We start from the raw sequence: 19,044 nt of genomic DNA, 5'->3' as shown, positions 1-19,044 counted from the left end.
GGCCCCTCCATTGAAAAGGCCAATGAGACTTTTAAATGCTTCAAAACAGCGACTTCTCACACCCCTGACTTGACGATCCACCAGCGTCTGTTTCTTCAATCTGCCTGGGAACAAACCACCAAAAAACACGTAGGATGGGAGCGTTTTGGCCTGTTCATTTGAAGGTTGGCCGACTATCCTCCCGCCAATTCTTCGAGATCAGGGGAGAAACTCCACAGATGGCTGATAATTTCGTTCCGCACTTTCAGAACACCGAAGGTCATGACTCCATCGAGATCGGCGCACGCGAGTTCATGTGCATTGGGGCCAAGCCCCCATTCGACCACCCGCATGTTTTCCTTGATATGGGAAGCGATCACGAAATCGTCTGTCCTTACTGTTCAACGCTTTATAAGCACAATCCTGAACTTGACACTCATGGCGCAATCCCCGCCGACTGTATGTGGACACCGGATGCCGCGTGAACAGTTAAAGCCTATTCACGGACAAGAGAGTCAGGACTGGACAACATGAAACGCATGCCCATCGCCATCAGCGGCGCTGGCATTGCAGGGATGGTATGCGCCCTGCATCTGGCAAGAAATGGACACACCGTTCACCTGTTTGAGGCCGCAAAAGACCTGTCGGAAGTTGGAGCAGGACTGCAATTATCGGCCAATGCCTTGCGCTGCCTCGAGCCGCTAGGTCTGCTGGAAGAGCTAAAGATACTGGCGACACGACCGAATTCGGTCGAAATCGGCAATGGACGCACAGGGGCTCACCTGGCCAGCATTCCACTTGGCGACCACGCAGAAACCAAATATGGCACCCCCTATCTTGTGATCCACCGTGCCGACCTGCAGCGCGTTCTTAAACAGGCTGTCGAGCGCCATCAGGCCATCCATCTGCATTTAGGGTGTCCTGTTGACGATGCGATGGAGCAGGTTGACGGGGTTCGGCTGATAGGCGCCCTGCCCGCTCATTTGGAGAACCACCCCTTCGCCTGCCTTGTTGCCGCAGATGGTGTGTGGTCAAAAATCAGAACCAACACATTGCGTCTACCGCCTGCAGAATTCAGCGGTCGCGTGGCCTATCGCACAACCGTTCCCATCAAGGGCCTTAGTGATCGCCTGCGCACGACCACTGGCCTCTGGATGGGTAACAAGAGCCATCTTGTCCACTATCCAGTCCATAGCGGTGAGTTACTCAACATAGTTGCCATTCGCCGAGAAGAGTGGAAGGCAGAACACTGGGCTTACACCACCTCGACGATCGAACTCCGCCGGGCATTTGACGACTGGGCGGATGAACCCCGTCAGATATTGGAGCTGGGTGAGAACTGGACCCGATGGGCCTTGTGTGGCATCCAGCCTGATACCGCATGGCACCAAGGCAGAATCGCTCTCATCGGTGACGCTGCCCACGCCATGCTGCCTTTCATGGCACAGGGTGCGGCCATGGGCATCGAGGATGCGTGCATTCTGGCCGCCGCACTGGAGAAGCATTCGGACATTCCAACCGCGTTCGCTCGCTATGAAGCATCACGCAAGCCACGCGTTTCCAAGGTGTCCAAGCAAGCCGTCAACAATGAACGAATCTATCACCTGCCAATTCCGGGCTGTTATGCACGCGATCTGGTCCTGAGAACCAGTTCTCCAGACAGCCTGCTTTCCAAATTCGACTGGATCTATAACTGGAAACCAGAGGATGTTGATCTAAACTAGAAGATCATTCGGGTCACATCGGCCCGACAACCAATGGGCAGATTTGAATGAGCGACACAGAACACAAGCCGGTGACAGCCGGCTTTGTCGTTATTGGTGACGAGATCCTTTCCGGCCGCACCAAAGACAAGAATATCGGTTACTTGGCTTCTTTCCTGACAGAGCGCGGCATCGACCTATCCGAGGTTCGCATTGTTCCCGACAGTCAGGGAATGATCGTGGAAGCCGTGAACACGTTGAGAAGTCGTTATACTTACGTCTTCACATCAGGCGGTATCGGTCCAACCCATGATGATATAACCGCAGATGCCATTGCTGCAGCGTTCGGTGTCTCGATTGACAAAGATCCACGCGCGATGGCGATTTTGGAGGCTCACTACCCCCCCGGCGAGTTCACCCCTGCAAGACAACGCATGGCGCGTATTCCCGAAGGCGCTGACCTGATTGAAAACGTTGCCTCTGCGGCTCCGGGTTTCAGAATCGAGAACGTGCATGTCATGGCAGGCGTTCCCTACATCATGCAGGCAATGCTGGATGCCCTGGCCCCCACCTTGAAGGGCGGCCAGCACATGCATTCTCACGCCATTGACGTTCCGCTGCCGGAAAGCAGAATTGCAGAAAAACTGGCAGAAGTGCAGAAAAACTTCCCAGAGACCTCCATCGGGTCCTATCCCAGATCAAAAGATGGCGTATTCAGCACACAAGTTGTTGTCAGATCCCGTCATCTTGATGTACTGCGTGATGCCACATCTGCTGTTGAGACGTTGGTCGCTTCAGCAACAGGCAAATCGATCTGAGAGATGAGAAATGGACAGCACTCAACCGAAAGCCTTTCCCGTATCGTGGGATCAGTTTCACAGGGACTGCCGTGCACTGGCATGGCGTTTGGCCGATAAAGGGGATTTTCAGGCGATTGTCTGCATCACCCGTGGCGGTTTGGTACCGGCTGGCATCATTGCCCGCGAGTTGGGCGTACGGACCATTGAGACCGTCTGTATCGCGTCTTACCACGAATACAAGGATCAGGGAGACCTGCAGGTCATCAAGGCAATTGATCCGAAAGTAATTGGAAATGACGGTGAAGGCGTCCTGATCATCGACGACCTCGTCGACACCGGAAAAACGGCCTCCGTTGTACGCGAGATGTTGCCAAAAGCCCATCTGGCTACCGTTTACGCAAAGCCGGCAGGTCGTGACATGGCAGACACGATTGTTACCGAGCTCTCACAAGACACTTGGGTTTATTTTCCATGGGATATGGGATGGCAGTTTCAGCCGCCAATATCCAAGGATTCAGTAGGTTAAGATTAGAATTTCACCGGAAAAGGCGCCGTATAAGGCGCCCTTTTTGTTGCCGTCAAAATGCCAGCTTGATGGGCCTGTTCGGAATGATCTCTTCTGAACTTATCTCACAGCCAAGAGCATAAACCTGAACGCCTGCTTCAAGCGCTGCATCGAAGGCGGCCCCGTAGGCTTTGTCGATATCCCTAGCAATTGCGACCGCATCACAATCATTGCGCTGAACCAGAAACACCATGGCAGCCTGATGCCCCTCTCGCACCATATCCGCAAGTTCACTCAAGTGTTTGGCCCCGCGGGTAGTCACGGCATCCGGAAACTCAGCAAGCCCCATATCACCTCGCGCCAACGTTACATTCTTGACTTCAACATAGGTCTTCTGCAGATCACGGTCTTCCAGCAGAATGTCGATGCGGGAGTTTTTGCCGTACTTCACCTCACGGCGCAGGTTATCAAAACCGGCCAGTTCGGGAATACGACCATCCCGCAGTGCCTCTTCCACAAGACCATTAGGGCGTGACGTGTTGATGCCAACCATGGCACCGTCAATTTCCAGCAGCTCCCAAGAGTACTTCAACTTGCGTTTCGGATTGTCTGACGGTGTGAGCCATACTCGGATACCTTCACGGGTCAGCCCCATCATGGAACCCGAATTCGCGCAATGCGCTGTCACCACTTCCTCAAAGGCGTCCAGTGTGACATCGGCCATAAAGCGTTTGTATCGCTTGATGAGGCGCCCGGAAACGAGCGGTACATCGAACTTCATTCCAAAACTCCGGTTTTCCGATTATTTGGACCAGAAATCCGGGTCCAGCAGAATAAGTACCGTAAACAGTTCGAGGCGGCCCAACAACATGGCAGCACTAAGGATCCACTTCACCGTGTCAGGAAGCGGCCCGAAGGTACCCGAAGGGCCAATCACGGGTCCCAGTCCCGGCCCCACGTTGCCAACACTCGTCGCTGCAGCAGAAACGGCTGTAACCAGATCGAGATGGAACGTGGACAGGATCAACGTCAATAGCCCGACAGTACCCAGATAAACAACGAGGAACGCAAGAACGGAAAACGTCAGTTCCGGCGTCAAGCGCGTATTGCCATAGCTTTCCGAGATAACGCGGTTGGGCCGTACCATTCGCCGCATATGGGCCTTTACCGTGCCGAAAAACACCAGAAATCGGAAAACCTTGATGCCGCCTGTAGTGGACCCGGTACACCCACCGACAAATTTCAACAGCAGTGCAAGGCCAATCACCGGAGCGCCCCACGCTGTGTAGTCTCCCATGGCGTAGCCAGTACCAGTAACCACTGACACCACGTTGAACGTCGCCTGCAAAACAGCATCACTGAAAGATGCTGCCCCACTCACGCCTAGATAGATAGTCAATGCCAACGCCACAAACAGCAGGAAATACAGGAAAGCGCGCACCTGCGGGTCCCGCCACAACAGAAATGGTTTACCGCGGAACGCCTGAATGACCAGCACAAACGGCAGCGAGCCTATGATCATGAATGCAACGGCAATCCAACCAGTCACCGGATTTTCGAAAAAACCGAACGACTTGTCATGAGTGGAAAAGCCGCCCGTGGAAACCGTGGTCAGCGCATGGTTGAACGCATCAAACATGGACATACCGGATGCCCAGTAAAGGATGATGCACAAACATGTCAGGAACAGATAGGTCAACCCGATGTACCGAATTAACTCGATGGATCGGCCAACGATCTTCTCGCTCTGATCCGAGCTCTCCGTTTGAAAAAGTTGCATCCCACCAATGCGGAGAAAAGGAAGCAAGACGATCGCCATAACGACGATCCCGACACCTCCCATCCATTGCATAAGGGAGCGCCAGACCAGCAGGCCCGGTGGCAGGCCGTCCAATCCGGACAAGACAGTAGAGCCGGTTGTAGTAAAGCCAGACACCGCTTCAAAGGCCGCATCTACATAAGCAATGCCAAGCCAAAGGAACGGAATGGCGCCAAGAGCTGGAATGGTTACCCATGCCAACGTGGTCAGGATGAAGGTCTGCCGCGTATCGAGCCCATCAGCAAGTGCATTGCCCATGGCAACAACCAGCAACAGCCCCATCAACCCAACGATCAAGGCAGACAGAACAAACGCCTGCCAGTCGGCATTGCGGGCAGCCACATCCACGATCGCCGGGATCAGCATGGCAGAGGCAAGGCCAACATAAAGGTGGCCCAACACACTTAAGACAGGTCGAATTGAAATCACGGCCCAAACTCTGATCAGCGAACGGCGCTGGCTGATGATAAAACCTTCGAAGCGCCCAAGGTAGGCCGAGACATTACGCTATCGCAAGCCTCAGCTTCGCGCACGCAGCCACCAATCTAGGTGATCTCCACAGCTTCTGCCCCCTAACCGTGGGGTCTGTGACTGCCTAGATTTCGAAGTATTATCGCCAGAACTCCGGATCGAACAGTACCAATACCGTGAAAAGCTCCAACCGCCCCAACAGCATGGCGACAGATAGGACAATTTTCGCATTGTCCGGCAGCGGCGCGAAATTCCCCACGGGTCCGACAACATCACCAAGACCGGGACCAACGTTGCTGACCGCAGTCGCAGCGGCACTGAACGACGTCACCAAGTCCAACCCCATGGCTGAAAGGATCACCGTGATCACCCCAACGGTGGCAAGATAAACAACCAGAAAGGCCAGAACCGAAAAAGAAAGATCTGGCGTGATTTTCGTATCCCCGTACCGAACCACAACGACCCGGTCTGGCCGGATCAGCTTTTTCATGTAGGCTCGTACTGTACCGAAAAACACGATGAAACGCAGCATCTTGATGCCGCCTGAGGTCGATCCGGTGCAAGCCCCAAAAAAGGTAAAGGTCAATATCAACCCAACCATAGGGGGCCCCCAAGCGGTGTAGTCACCCAAGCCGAACCCGGTGGTAGTGATGATGGAGGTCACAACAAAGAACGCACTAACCAGAGCGTCAATGAAGGGCACATCATTTTTGATGCCAAGGTACAAGCATATACACACGCTGAAGAAAGCAATAACACCGAGAAAAACGCGCACCTGAGGGTCATGGAACAACGCCATGGACCGCTGTCGAATACTCTTGATCATAAGCACAAAGGGTAGACCTGAAGCGAGCATGAAAACGATGCAAACCGCCAGTGTAAAATTGCTATCGAAGTGTGCAAACGAGTCATCGTGGGTAGAAAAGCCGCCGGACGAAAGCGTTGACATCGCGTGATTGACCGCATCGAATGCCGACATGCCTGAAATAGTGTAAAGAACGGCGCAGATGATGGTAAGTGCCACATACACTGCCCCAATCCATCGCACCAGATCGCTGGCCCGGCTGACGACCTTTTCGCTACGATCCGAGCTTTCAGCGCGGAAAAGCTGCATGCCGCCAATACGCAGCAGCGGCATCAACACGATGGCCATCACGATGATGCCAACCCCGCCAAACCAATGCGACAGCGAACGCCACAACAACAATCCGGGAGGTAGGCTGTCGAGTCCCGTCAGAACTGTGGATCCGGTTGTCGTAAAACCAGAAATGGTTTCAAACGCAGCGTCAACATAACCAATCCCGAGCCCTAAAAATGGCAGTGCCCCAAAAGCAGGAATGGTGATCCAGGCCAGTGTTGTCAGCAAAAACACCTGTCGAATATCCAGCGGGTCGCTCAAGGAGCCGCCCAGAGCCGCAACCAACAAGATACCAAACATGCCCACGATCAGGCTCGACATGACAAACGCCTGCCAATCAGGATTCCGAGCCGCTACATCCACAATAGCAGGCACCAGCATGACCAAGGCAAGTCCAACATACAGATAGCCGAGGATATTCAGAACAGGTCTAAGTTGAATCACGGGTTGGCCCCAAATGGTGAACAGTATCTGTAATCAGCCACAGCACAGTCGTCCTTAAAAAGCGGATATTGGCAGCTTGGAATAGCCTTGAGCCCAGCCCGATCACCATGGGCTCCAAGCAGACCTTTCAGCACTGCCAGATCCACCGCAAGAATGCCAGTGGTTTTATTGAGAGGCAGTTATGCAGCTCTGTTGGTTAAGATACAAACCCCTTACAAACCCAAGGGCGATCTGGCACAAGCCAACCAAACCACAAGCCCTGATGGTTCATATCGGATGGCCGCAACCGAAATCGACTCGCTGCAAGTGACAACCTTGTCAGGTCATACACAGTTTTCATCTGCCCTATACCGGATAATTTCATTCAAAAGTATGACGCCAAAACGTCACATGCGTAACGTTACCTATCACCAAAATACGTGATTAGCCGCAGGGATTCAGGCTCCATGAATCCAAAGATTTTCAATAGATTTTACCGACAACTTGACCTGCGTCGATGCCTTGGAAATGGATAAACTTCAATTTAATTGGCCGATTTGAGCCACTTAACAGGTTTAGGATCTAAGTTAAAACCCGCCCTAAGACGCGGATGACCATGCGTCAAAACATGACTCTCAAATCTTACATTTCGAAAAATACGTTTTTCTACGTTTGTATTCGTAAATTTTCTACTTATTGCTCCTCGTTACTGCTGTAGCTAAAAAACTCGCGAAATCGCTAATCCGAGTGGAGTACCTTCCATCTACTTCCAGCTCTTCTCGGATTGACTTTCAGGACACGCTTTAGCGCCCTGAAACATTTCGGCTACAATGGAGACTGAGCTGATATGCTTCAGCAGATCAAAGAAGACCAAGAGAAGTCTTATAGTGAGCTACATCGCCCTTCCAGCGAATTTGCCACTCGGACTGAATACCTGGATCACGAACTCCAGATCATGAAGCCCCGTCGCTGGGCTTTGAACCTTCCTTTTCGCGACTTCCGCTTTGAGCCGGAAGACCTTGTTCCGGCAATTGCGGGTACGATCGGCATCTCGGTCATGTACTCTGCCGTTATGGCTGCCTGGGCAAGCGGCCTGACCGAAAAGTGGGACCACGTTAACCTCGGCGCCGAGTGGATCATTGAAGTGGTCCGCATCGAGATGCTCATCCCGGCGCTGCTGTTCTGCGTCATTGGCTCGGGTTTCCTGAACCCACGCGCCAACCTCGCAGGCAACCACGGCCCAATGATCCCGCTGATTGGCGCGATCGCGTTGGCAGGCGCTCACCCGCTGGCTCTCGCTATCCTGCTGTGTGGCTTTGGCTTGCTGCTCAGTTATTTCAAGGGCGGCTCTCGTCTTGTAAACCTGACCAGTCAGGGTGTTGCAGGCGGCTTGCTTGTGTTCCTTGGCTTCATGGGTGCCAACAGCCAGATTTCCTCACTGTTCAGTTGGGCAGACGGTCTTCAGGCAAAGCACAGCCTTGACCACTCACTCGCTTATGTTGCCCTCGCAATTTTCGTCGTGAATATCGCTCTGTATGCGTTCTTGGCGAAGATCGGCAAGCGTTGGCTGGCAATTCCGGCTTGTTCCATCGTTGCGGTTGCCATCGCACTGGCATTGGGTGCAGGCGTTGACCTCACTTTCACCACCACGCCAGGCCTGCCGAACATGAACCCATGGTACTGGTGGGGGTCCACCGAGACCGGCTGGCAGTTGGGTCTTCCGAACTTCAGTCACTTCGTTGCATCACTGCCCTTCGCAATTCTTGCAGTAGCCATGTGGTCTCCGGACTTCCTCGGTCACCGGATCTTCCAGGAACTGAACTATCCGAAGAACACGGAAAAGGTTCTTATGGACGTGGATGACACCATGACCTGCTGCTCCTTGCGTCAGTTCACGGGCACCCTGTTCGGCGGTGGTAACATTACTTCGTCCTGGGGTACCTACATGATCCCGGCTGCGATCGCGAAGCGTCCGATCCCGGCAGGCGCCATCCTGCTTGGTACGCTCTGCATGCTCATCGTCGTGATCGGTTATCCGATGGATGTGGCCGTTTGGCAGCCAGTAATGTCCTGTGCCCTGCTGGTGGGTGTATTTCTGCCGCTCCTGGAAGCTGGCCTGCAGATGGTGCGTGACAACAACCACACGAACGCAGCGGGTATCTGTATCTTCGCGGCAATCGTCACCAACCCTGTTCTGGCATGGGCAGTGACCATGTTCCTCGATAACAACGGCCTGATCGGCGACAAGGAACGTGCACAGCGCCTGAACATGATCGACCGTATCGTCATCCCCGGCGGCGCAGTAATCATCTGCACGCTGGCTATGGCTGCCGTTGGCATGCTTCCCGGCATTCCGGCCATGCTGTAAAACGCATACCATTTCCAAAATTTGCAAAAGGCCTCGCTCCCGCGGGGCCTTTTCTTTTTTTATCATCCACAATGCAAGATGTACCTTTGTCACCTTGCGCTTCCCATTCGGAGCGATATTCTGAAGTTGCTGCACTCTGTCTCCACAACTTTCGGCGGTATCAGCAATGACAGATACAATCCCGTGGCACAGCCTCTCACCTCAGGATGCGCTTGTTAAACTCAGCACCTCCGAACATGGTTTGGCACAGCTTCAGGCCACCCGGAGACGAGACGAAATCGGCCCCAACAAGCTGCCCCAGACACAGCGCCGCAGTCTGGCGATGCGGTTTCTACAGCAGTTCAACAACGTCCTGATCTACGTACTGCTTGGCGCGGCAACAATCACGGCATTCATGCAGCATTGGGTAGACACCAGCGTCATTCTTGCGGTGGTGCTCATCAACGGTGTGATCGGGTTTCTGCAGGAGGGCAAGGCAGAGCGCGCCATGGATGCCATCCGGCTGATGTTGGCACCCAGCGCCTTGGTGATAAGGGACGGAAAGCGCGCGAAAGTCTCCGCGGAAGACCTGGTGCCCGGTGATATCATCATTATTGAGGCTGGCGATCGCATACCCGCCGACATTCGTCTCTTGCAAGCCAGCAATTTTCAGGTTCAAGAAGCCATTCTGACTGGAGAATCCCTACCCGTTGACAAGACAGGACACGCCTCCGCGCCGGGCGCCACCCTTGGAGACCGGGCGGGCATGGCCTACTCCGGCACACTGGCAACGAAAGGTCATGCCATCGGGCTGGTGGTAGCAACGGGGGCCAAAACGGAAATCGGTCGCATCAGCGGCATGCTGGCCGATGTGGAGCAGCTCACAACTCCGCTCATTCGCCATACAGCTCAATTTGCCAGGTGGCTCACAGCGGTGATCCTGTCCATAAGTGGCCTGATCCTTCTTTATGGTGCCATATTCACCAATCAAGACCTGTCGGAGCTCTTCATGGCAGTCGTGGGGCTGTCCGTTGCCGCCATTCCGGAAGGCTTGCCGGCTGTTCTGACCATTACCCTTGCAGTTGGCGTCAAGGCGATGGCAAATCGAAACGCCATCATTCGCCGTCTTCCCGCCATCGAAACAATCGGATCGGTCTCGACCATTTGCACCGACAAGACCGGTACGCTTACGCGCAACGAAATGATGGTCGCCAGAGTTGTCACGGCCCACAAGGTAATCCGAATTGCAGGCCGCGGCTATGCCCCTGAAGGGGAGATCACCGATGAAGCAGGGGCTCCGCTGACCCAGCCCTCCCCGTGCCTGAAGGAGTTGGCCCACGCCGCTGCTTTATGTAATGACGCCTCCCTCCATCTTGATGGAAACGACTGGACTGTTTTGGGGGACCCGATGGAAGGCGCGCTGCTGGCGTTTGCCCAAAAGCTTGGTTTGGACACTGATGCCCTACAGTCCCAATGGCCCCGAGAAGCCATCATTCCGTTCGATTCCGCACACCGCTACATGGCTGTACAAAACGCCTATATCCCCGCCACAAGTCAGGTATTCGTCAAGGGCGCGCCGGAGCGTGTGTTGGATTTGTGCGCAGCCCAACTCTCCGATACCGGCGAAGAAGAACCTCTCAATACAGCTTACTGGCTCACCGAAATTGAACAGATCGCCAGCCACGGAGAACGCGTTCTGGCGCTCGCTCTTAAACGAAATCATCAGGCCGATGAGGGCTTGAGTGAAGCTCATCTGGATGGACAGCTGATTTTTATCGGGCTGGTTGGCCTGATGGATCCACCACGTTCTGAAGTCATCAAGGCCATCAGCGATTGCCATTCAGCCGGCATCCAAATCAAGATGATCACGGGCGATCATGCAAAAACCGCAGTTGCCATCGCCCGCAATATTGGTCTGACGAACAATGATAAGGTTCTGACCGGCGCCGATCTGGACCGTCTGGGTGACGAGGACCTGAGACAACGAATTCAGGACTGCCACGTCTTCGCGCGAACCAGCCCGGAACACAAACTGCGTTTGGTCATGGCTTTGCAGGATCAGGGCATGAGTGTTGCCATGACCGGTGATGGTGTCAACGATGCCCCGGCCCTCAAGCGGGCGGATGCGGGAATAGCCATGGGACAGAAAGGCAGCGAGGCGGCGAAAGAAGCGGCAGAAGTGGTTCTGGCGGATGACAATTTCGCAACCATTGTCGCTGCTGTAATACAGGGACGAACGGTTTACGACAACATCAAGAAGGTCATCAGCTGGACGCTGCCAACAAATGGTGGTGAAGCCCTTACAATCATCGTCGCCCTTCTTCTGGGACTGGCGCTGCCGGTCACCCCAGTGCAAATCCTTTGGATCAATCTGATTACCGCAGCAACGCTCGGCCTTGCCTTGGCCTTTGAGCCCACAGAGCCCGGAACCATGAAGAAGTCACCGCGCCCACGCGATGAGCCGCTGCTGACGCGAAGTTTGGGCTGGCATATTGTATTTGTGAGTTCTCTTTTTATTACCGGGGTGTTCGGGGTTTACAGCTACGCCCTATCAAGCGGCTATCCCATTGAACAGGCACGTACTCTGGCCATGAACACGCTTGTCATCATGGAGGTGTTCCACCTTCTGTTCATCCGCAACCAATACACGAGTGCGCTCAGTTGGGCTGCGCTGAAAGCAACCCCCATTGTCTGGGCGACCATCTTGGTAACGCTGACCGCGCAGGCGCTGATTACCTATGCCGCCCCGCTGCAGACCATCTTTGAGACACGCGCCTTGCCCATCAGTGATCTGGTACTGATCCTGTTGATTGGCATGACGCTGTTTGCCTGTGTAGAGGCAGAAAAGCGCATACGCTTGTGGTTTGTAGACCGGCGTTACAAATAAACGGCAGGTGTAGTCACATGGTTGAGACCGCCCATACGCAGAAGGGCCGCAATCGCTTCAACGCTGACCTCCGTCATGACAGGCCATTCAAGCGCTTCTCCCCGAACGCCATGGTGCTGAAAAGCATTCAATCTAAGCGGCAAATCGGCTGACAGCTCTTTCGTGAACTGCAATAGCGAACGGATCTCCTCTGGGCGATCAGTCTTACCGGGAACCAACAAAAACCGAAGCTCCTCCAGCTTGCCATGAGCATGGAGCAACCGCGCAGAGGCAAGAGTGCGCGCGTTGGGCCGTCCAGTAAGCGCCTCGTGAAGGCTCGTATCAAACGCTTTGATGTCCAACATGACGCCATCCGTTACCGGCAACAGGTCGAGCCAAGCGTGCTCCGGAAGGTAACCATTGCTATCGATCAGACATGTCAGATCTTTCAAGCTTTCACTTTGCTTGATGACAAAAAACAGCGCCTTGATGAACTTCAACTGCGTTGTGGCTTCACCGCCGGAAACCGTGATTCCGGTCAAAAACGGCTTGTTTTTCTTTAACAATGCCAGAACGTCGCCGACGCTCATTTCGACGACCTTGGGATTTGAATTGATCGGACAGGCATCTAGGCACTTGTCGCAGTCATCACACAGCTGCCCGTCATGCGAAACCTTACCGTCCACAAGCCGCAATGCCCCTTGAGGACAAGCAGGCACACACACCCCGCAATGATTGCAAACGGTCATGGTGTGAGGGTTGTGGCAACTAAGACAGGCGAAATTGCAGCCCTGCAGAAACAGCACCAGACGATTACCCGGTCCATCCACGCAGGAAAATGTCAGCACCCTGCTGACTTTAGCGAGAGGTAAATTCATGAGCCACCACCCGAGGAGCACGATGAAGAATATCGCCGGTCTCGGCCGCTTCGGCCCCTAGAACGGTGGTATTGATACGCGAGCCGCCACATTGCTGAAACCTCTTGATATCCGATAGGCGCACCATGTAACCAGTGACTCGCACCAGATCATTGTGAGCAATGTTGGCCGTAAACTCCCGGAATCCGAGGGAAAGGGCTCCCTTGACTAACTGCACCAACGCAGCACGATTGTTACGCACTGTTTCATCGAGCGTCAGAATATCGCTAACACCCGACGGATAAAACTGATGCTGGGGCGCCAATGCCTGAACATGGGTCACAGGATCCGGTTCAGTTCCATAAGGTATCCGTAAACCCGGTGTACACCCACCATCATCACTGAGCCCCGCCTGAGCATGGAGCATGGCTCGATTGCGCCACACATGGGCCATTGGGCGCGCCGTGACAGCTGCAGCCAGCGCTTCGGAAATGCGGTATCCCAGCGCATTGGCGCTATCATCATGCCCGTAGCGACCTGCCCGACCTTCTTTCTCCTGCAGCAGGTTAACTGCCTCAGCCATCGAAAAGACGCCAAACATCGCGGCAAATCGATCTTTGTGAATCCAGCCTTCCTTCACCAGAAAGCTGTCAAAGAAACCAGAAGTCTCAAACAGATGCTTGATGCGAACCTCAGTAAGCTGACAATTCAGCTCAATGTAATGAGGCAGAACGGTCGCAAAAAAATCTTCCGTATCCTTGGAGCGCCGCGCAACTTCATACAAGTTGAGACGGGTCAAGGTTGAAGCACCTCCACCCAGTGGCAAGGCGTTGTAACAGCTGGCAATACCGTACCCTTCTTCACCGAACACGGCAGTATGGATCGGATGGTTGGCAATATGCGGCTTGGAACACTCAATTATGCAATCACAAGCGAGTGCGAGGATCCCTTCGCTGCTTAGCTGCGGATCCCAAATAAACGTAAGGTTGGGAGCCACCTGCTTTAGCTCGGCATCAACCTTCAGAATGGTTCTGGCAACGCGATTATCTGTTGGTCCGATATTGGCATGCATGAAGGCATCCGGCAAAACCCGATCCAGATAGCGCCAGAATAGTTTGATCTTGCTGTAAAGCGCTTCATCACTGACATCATCACAGAAGGGCAACAAAAGCGCATCCAAATGGCCCAGGAAAACTGGCATATTGGTGACGGATGGCACATGGTGGTAGGCAATCATCAAGGTGTTGATCGCCTCATCCAACGTCGTGGCCGGCGCCAGCTCCAACCACGAGCTGCCTTCTGTTAAAACCACGGAATAATCGGGCAGGACATAACGTGGTTTATAAGGGGCGTGCCCTTCATACATGTCGCAGATAACACGCTCTTCAAGCGCTTCCGCAGTCTGGGTGTCCAGCTTCGGGTACTCCAGCGAATTCTCTGCCGCCAGCGCCAAGGCACGTGCTTTTTGAGCGAAGGATAGGGTTGGATCTTCCGTGATTTCTTTGAAGCATACGCGCACGTCTGGCATGAAGCGGATCCTTGGCCATTGGTCTTCGATACTTTAACCCGATCGCCACGCAACAAAATTGAACTGGCGCAAAACCAATACGCTTCAAGTCAGAAAACATCAGATGAGAAAGGGAAAAAACTTGGTGCGGACGGCGGGACTCGAACCCGCAAGCCCAAGGGCGGCAGATTTTAAGTCTGCTGTGTATACCAATTCCACCACGACCGCTTGTTGCCTTTCTGGATAGCGGCAGGAAAGGCCAAGCGCAAGAGCGCCAACTTCATTTTCCAGAATACAAAACAAGTCTTATGCCACAAACGCCACCCGCGCCCACCGGGACCGTCCCAATTCAAGGAAAGAAGCCAAGAAACCGAATTTTCGTGATTTTTCGCCTTAAAAAAGCGGCGGCTTTCGCGCTATATACGGGGAAAGTCATGCGCCGCCTTTCTTCACCCGTATCTTTTCGCAGAGCTGATCTACGGAGAACAGGGGCTTGTCTCGCCGGACACAGGCTCGTTAAGGTGCCGTTAAGTAGGCCTCAGGCGAACAAGCAAACTCGGAAGCGCGGCCCTATAAAGGAATATGGAATACATGGTCTCATACATTGATGCCGCCACTGCGCCGTTGAAAAACACCGGACAGATCCGTCTCTACGGTCCCGAAGACTTCGAAGGCATGCGCCGTGCATCCCAGATCACTGCTCAGTGTCTTGATGAACTGGTTGCCTTGGTCAAGCCGGGTGTCACCACGCAAGAAATCGATGATTTTGTTTATGAATTCGGTAAACAGCGTGGCGCCGTTCCGGCGACCCTGAACTACCGTGGGTTCATGAAATCGTGCTGCACCTCCATCAATCATGTCGTTTGCCATGGCATCCCCGGGCCCAAACCCCTCAAGGAAGGGGACATCGTCAACATCGACGTGACCTACGTTGTCGATGGATGGCACGGTGATTCATCACGCATGTATGCCGTCGGAAAGCTGAAACGCGCAGCAGAGCGGCTCATTGAAGTTACTCATGAGTCCCTGATGAGGGGCCTCGCCGCCGCAAAACCGGGCAACACGACAGGGGACATCGGCCACGCCATCCAAGCCTATGTGGAGGCTGAGCGCTGTTCGGTTGTGCGCGATTTCTGCGGACACGGAGTGGGCAAACTGTTCCACGACATGCCAAACATCTTGCACTACGGGCAGCCCGGCGAAGGCATCGAGTTGAAACCGGGCATGATCTTCACCATTGAACCCATGGTGAATCTTGGCAAACCGCATGTGAAAGTGCTCAAGGATGGCTGGACCGCCGTTACCCGAGACAAGTCACTGACAGCCCAGTTCGAGCATTCGATTGGCATTACGCCGGATGGGTGTGACATCTTCACCACCTCCCCCGGTGGTTTGTTCAACCCGCTGCGGCCGGAAACGGAAAGCGCCTGATCAAAGGGAAGAAAGGAGGGTGAATGTCAGACGACCTTTTCGGTGTATCGGAAAGCCCACTCTCCTCACCCACCCAAAAGAAGACTACGCGACGGCCACGGGAAGAAAAACACTATCACGGCCACCGCGATCGGTTGCGCCAGCGTTTTGATGCTGTTGGCGCGGATCGCTTGCAGAACTACGAATTGCTGGAACTGCTCCTGTTCTCCTGCATCAAGCAAGGTGACACCAAGCCATTGGCAAAGGCTCTGATCGAGCGCTTTGGCTCCTTTGCCAAGGTCTTGGCGGCTCCACGTGATCGATTGATGGAAGTGCCGGGTTGCGGCGAAAAAACCGCTCGTTTCATCAAGGAGCTGCAAGCTGCGGCCGTGTTGTACGCCCGCGATCAAGTTGACCCGCAAACCCCGCTCTCTTCCTGGTCGGCGGTGATGAACTACATCCACGCTGCGATGGCACACAGCCAGACAGAAGAATTTCGCATTCTGTTTCTTGACAAGAAAAACCAGTTGATCGCGGATGAAATTCAGCAAAAGGGAACCGTTGATCATGCTCCGGTTTACCCACGCGAGGTCATAAAGCGCGCGCTCGAACTGGCTGCCAGCGCCATCATTCTGGTCCATAATCATCCCTCGGGTGACCCGACCCCCTCACGCGCTGATATCGAGATGACCTCCCGTATCAACGAGGCCCTCAAACCCCTCAACATAGTGCTTCACGATCACATCATCATCGCCCAGCATGGCCATGCGAGTTTTCGCGGCCTTAACCTGCTCTGAAGCACCCGCCCACAAGTGGACCGACTACAGGCTCGCTCAAGACTTGACAGGGATACTCCCGTGAAACGCCCAGAAATCCAACCGCGCGCCGGACCAGGAGAGTATCACGCATGTCCGAGGAGACAGACAAATCACGGGGCTGGGCCACTGGCAACAACCCTGCATTACTACCCGCCGACCGGTTCCCGCGTCGGAACAAGATGGCAAGGCTGATCGCCTTTGGCCTGTTGCTCGTGATTTGTGCGGCCCTTATATCCGGCTATACCGCCTTTCAATACACCACGGAAAAAGCCATCATTTATGAGTCCGAGAAGGAACAACGGCTTATTTCCAGTAACCTTCAGGTATATCGGGACAGCCTTGCCTACGAGGTGGAGCGGATTGCGCTTTCAGAAAAAGCCTACAACACCGTACGAGCGAACGAGCAAAACCTCTTCCTTGATGAAGACCTGACGCCGACCAAGAACAATCGTGGCGATCGCGACGTATTCTTGATTCTGGACCGGGACAAGCGCCCCCAGTCTGCCTATCGTCAGGACCTTCCCTGGCACAACGAGATTTATGAGGGCCAACTCAAAGACCAAATCGCGCCCACCATTGACGCTCTGGAAAACAATCTTCTTAACCAGAAAGATCAAAGCAGCATCCCCGCCCCCCTGCGCTCTTCAACCCCCATTGAGTTAAGCAAGCGCGATATCGTGCGGTTCGATGGCGGGATCGGTCTGGCCACCATTGCGGCCATTGCGCAACCTGACCCCAATGCACCCGGGGTTCTCAATCACGCCGGCTATCTTGTCTGGATCCGACAACTTGACGCCAACTTGATGGACAACTTCGAATCCGTCACCGGCATGCGGAACATTTATCTGACTTCGAGCCCTAACGCTGAGAATCCGGATATCGTTTCCGTCCCTCTCGACAACGCCAGCGGAGAGACGATCACCTACTTGAGCTGGACAACGGCGGCAGCCTCAAAGGCACTCTATGATGAGCTTCTGCCCTACATGTTGGCAGTGACGCTCGTCATTCTGGTTGTCGCTCTGGGGCTCCTCTACTCGTCCGTTCGCTTGGCCGATCGCTTGTTGCAGAACGAAGCTCGCGCCCGCTATGCCTCACTGCATGATGCACTGACAGGTTTGCCCAACCGCGCTTACTTCAGTGAGGCGTTGGCTCCAATTCTACGCAAAACCCGGATGGAGAAAAAAACGGCCGGGCTTGTTTACATGGACCTGGATCACTTCAAGCAGATCAACGACAGTTTGGGGCACATGATTGGCGATGAGGTCATCTGCCAGGTGGCCGAGCGCATCAAAGGTGTTCTGCGGGCCGGAGATCTGCTCGCGCGTATCAGCGGTGATGAGTTCCTCATTCTTATGGCAGGTCGCGCAAACGCAACGGAAGTGGAAGAAACGTGCTTGGAAATCGAGCAAGCCATCACCCGCCCCTACATGGTCGAAAAGAACCGCATCCTGACAACAGCAAGTCTGGGCGTTGTCATCAGTCCCGAATTTGGCACGGAAATGAACGAGCTGCTGAGACGTGGTGACATTGCGCTTTATCAAGCCAAGGAGATGGGTCGCGCCCGACATGTTGTATTCCAACCCCATATGGAAGAGCGCATTCAAATGCGCCGTACCATTGAAGAAGAGATTGAACGTGCACTGAAGCGCCACGAGTTCGAAAACTTCTATCAACCCATTATGGATGCGAAAGGCGAAAAGGCCGTCGCCGCTGAGGCGCTGATCCGCTGGAACCACCCCACACGCGGGCAGATTTCTCCAGGCACATTCTTGCACGTTGCCGAAGAATCCCAGTTGATCAACAAGATCGGCGAGTGGGTGCTGGAAACCGCCATGAAGGATGCAACCCACCTGCCCGGCATCCGTATGTGCGTCAACGTTTCTCCCAACCAATTGCGCCATCCAGACTTCCCGTCTCTGGTGGAAAAGCTGCTTACGCGATATGAACTCGAACCCGACCGCATCGAACTCGAAGTCACCGAGGAAGTCTTGCTCAATGATGCCGACGGGGTGCACGAAACCCTCAAGGAACTGCATCGCATCGGTGTACGCGTGGCTCTGGATGATTTCGGCACCGGGTATTCAAGTCTGAGCTATCTCCGCCTCTACAACTTTGACAAGATCAAGATTGACCGTTCGTTCGTCGAAGACCTCGATCACGACGTGGATGCTCAGGAAATCGTGCGGGCCCTCATTTCTCTGGGCAGCGCTATCAACGTCGATATCTGTGTTGAAGGCATTGAACGCAAGTCACAGTTCAAGTTCCTTGCAAACGTTGGCGATCCTCTCATGCAGGGCTTCCTGTTCGCCCGCCCCATGCCGTTGACCAAGTTTCGTCTCTGGCGGGAAGGCGCTGAAGACGCAGCACTCGACGATATCGAGCTTGTTGAACAGCTTTGACA

14 protein-coding genes and 1 tRNA gene are annotated in these 19,044 nt (G+C 54.2%); 9 read left to right on the top strand and 6 right to left on the bottom strand.

The window, feature by feature from the left end; translation table 11 throughout:
- Positions 1–218 precede the first annotated feature (218 nt).
- The 4 genes from G512_RS0102165 to gpt are packed head-to-tail and all read left to right on the top strand — an operon-like array spanning position 219 to position 3,008.
- Entirely contained in the window at positions 219–464 is a 246-nt protein-coding gene (locus G512_RS0102165) for a zinc-finger domain-containing protein (RefSeq protein WP_028480278.1), read from the top strand.
- 45 nt (positions 465–509) lie between these two features.
- Positions 510–1,703, top strand: coding sequence for an FAD-dependent monooxygenase (locus G512_RS0102160; protein ID WP_028480277.1), 1,194 nt, complete (start codon positions 510–512; stop codon positions 1,701–1,703).
- Positions 1,704–1,750: 47 nt separating this feature from the next.
- A complete protein-coding gene (locus G512_RS0102155) occupies positions 1,751–2,500 on the top strand; it encodes a competence/damage-inducible protein A (RefSeq protein WP_028480276.1) in 750 nt (249 codons plus the stop codon).
- Between the two features lie 10 nt (positions 2,501–2,510).
- Entirely contained in the window at positions 2,511–3,008 is a 498-nt protein-coding gene (gpt, locus tag G512_RS0102150) for a xanthine phosphoribosyltransferase (protein WP_028480275.1), read from the top strand.
- Between the two features lie 52 nt (positions 3,009–3,060).
- On the opposite strand, the gene sfsA is transcribed toward gpt, so the two are convergent.
- The 3 genes from sfsA to G512_RS0102135 all read right to left on the bottom strand — a co-directional run bounded on the left by sfsA (position 3,061) and on the right by G512_RS0102135 (position 6,859).
- Positions 3,061–3,768 (bottom strand): DNA/RNA nuclease SfsA, encoded by a 708-nt coding sequence (gene sfsA / locus G512_RS0102145; protein WP_028480274.1) that lies wholly within the window; start codon positions 3,766–3,768, stop codon positions 3,061–3,063.
- A 21-nt stretch (positions 3,769–3,789) separates the two neighbouring features.
- Positions 3,790–5,235: a TrkH family potassium uptake protein gene (locus G512_RS0102140; RefSeq protein ID WP_208974909.1), complete on the bottom strand. Its 1,446-nt coding sequence runs from the start codon at positions 5,233–5,235 to the stop codon at positions 3,790–3,792.
- Positions 5,236–5,416: 181 nt separating this feature from the next.
- Positions 5,417–6,859 (bottom strand): TrkH family potassium uptake protein, encoded by a 1,443-nt coding sequence (locus G512_RS0102135; protein ID WP_208974908.1) that lies wholly within the window; start codon positions 6,857–6,859, stop codon positions 5,417–5,419.
- 826 nt (positions 6,860–7,685) lie between these two features.
- Here G512_RS0102135 and G512_RS0102130 point away from each other — a divergent pair.
- Positions 7,686–9,206 (top strand): DUF3360 family protein, encoded by a 1,521-nt coding sequence (locus tag G512_RS0102130; RefSeq protein WP_028480271.1) that lies wholly within the window; start codon positions 7,686–7,688, stop codon positions 9,204–9,206.
- A 166-nt stretch (positions 9,207–9,372) separates the two neighbouring features.
- The gene (locus tag G512_RS0102125; RefSeq protein ID WP_028480270.1) at positions 9,373–12,072 is read left to right on the top strand and encodes a cation-translocating P-type ATPase; all 2,700 of its coding nucleotides are present in this window, start codon (positions 9,373–9,375) and stop codon (positions 12,070–12,072) included.
- Here G512_RS0102125 and G512_RS0102120 read toward each other — a convergent pair.
- The 3 genes from G512_RS0102120 to G512_RS0102110 form a co-directional block, all read right to left on the bottom strand.
- A complete protein-coding gene (locus G512_RS0102120; protein ID WP_073832978.1) occupies positions 12,063–12,929 on the bottom strand; it encodes a YjjW family glycine radical enzyme activase in 867 nt (288 codons plus the stop codon). The two genes, G512_RS0102125 and G512_RS0102120, sit on opposite strands and share 10 nt — an antisense overlap.
- Positions 12,910–14,436, bottom strand: coding sequence for a YjjI family glycine radical enzyme (locus G512_RS0102115; protein WP_028480268.1), 1,527 nt, complete (start codon positions 14,434–14,436; stop codon positions 12,910–12,912). Before G512_RS0102115 ends, G512_RS0102120 begins: the two co-directional genes overlap by 20 nt.
- Before the next feature lie 122 nt (positions 14,437–14,558).
- A tRNA-Leu gene (locus G512_RS0102110) sits at positions 14,559–14,643 on the bottom strand.
- 363 nt (positions 14,644–15,006) lie between these two features.
- Here G512_RS0102110 and map point away from each other — a divergent pair.
- From map to G512_RS19745, 3 genes are all read left to right on the top strand, one after another.
- Complete coding sequence (gene map / locus G512_RS0102105) at positions 15,007–15,846, top strand: type I methionyl aminopeptidase (RefSeq protein WP_028480267.1); 840 nt, start codon at positions 15,007–15,009, stop codon at positions 15,844–15,846.
- A 23-nt stretch (positions 15,847–15,869) separates the two neighbouring features.
- Positions 15,870–16,622, top strand: a complete 753-nt coding sequence (radC, locus tag G512_RS0102100; protein ID WP_028480266.1) for a RadC family protein — start codon at positions 15,870–15,872, stop codon at positions 16,620–16,622.
- Between the two features lie 110 nt (positions 16,623–16,732).
- Complete coding sequence (locus G512_RS19745) at positions 16,733–19,042, top strand: putative bifunctional diguanylate cyclase/phosphodiesterase (protein ID WP_081657333.1); 2,310 nt, start codon at positions 16,733–16,735, stop codon at positions 19,040–19,042.
- Positions 19,043–19,044 lie beyond the last annotated feature (2 nt).

This window comes from Pseudovibrio exalbescens DSM 16456, from assembly GCF_000422785.1.
Classification (GTDB): Bacteria; Pseudomonadota; Alphaproteobacteria; order Rhizobiales; family Stappiaceae; genus Pseudovibrio; species Pseudovibrio exalbescens.
This window is presented reverse-complemented; position numbering and strand designations above follow the sequence as displayed.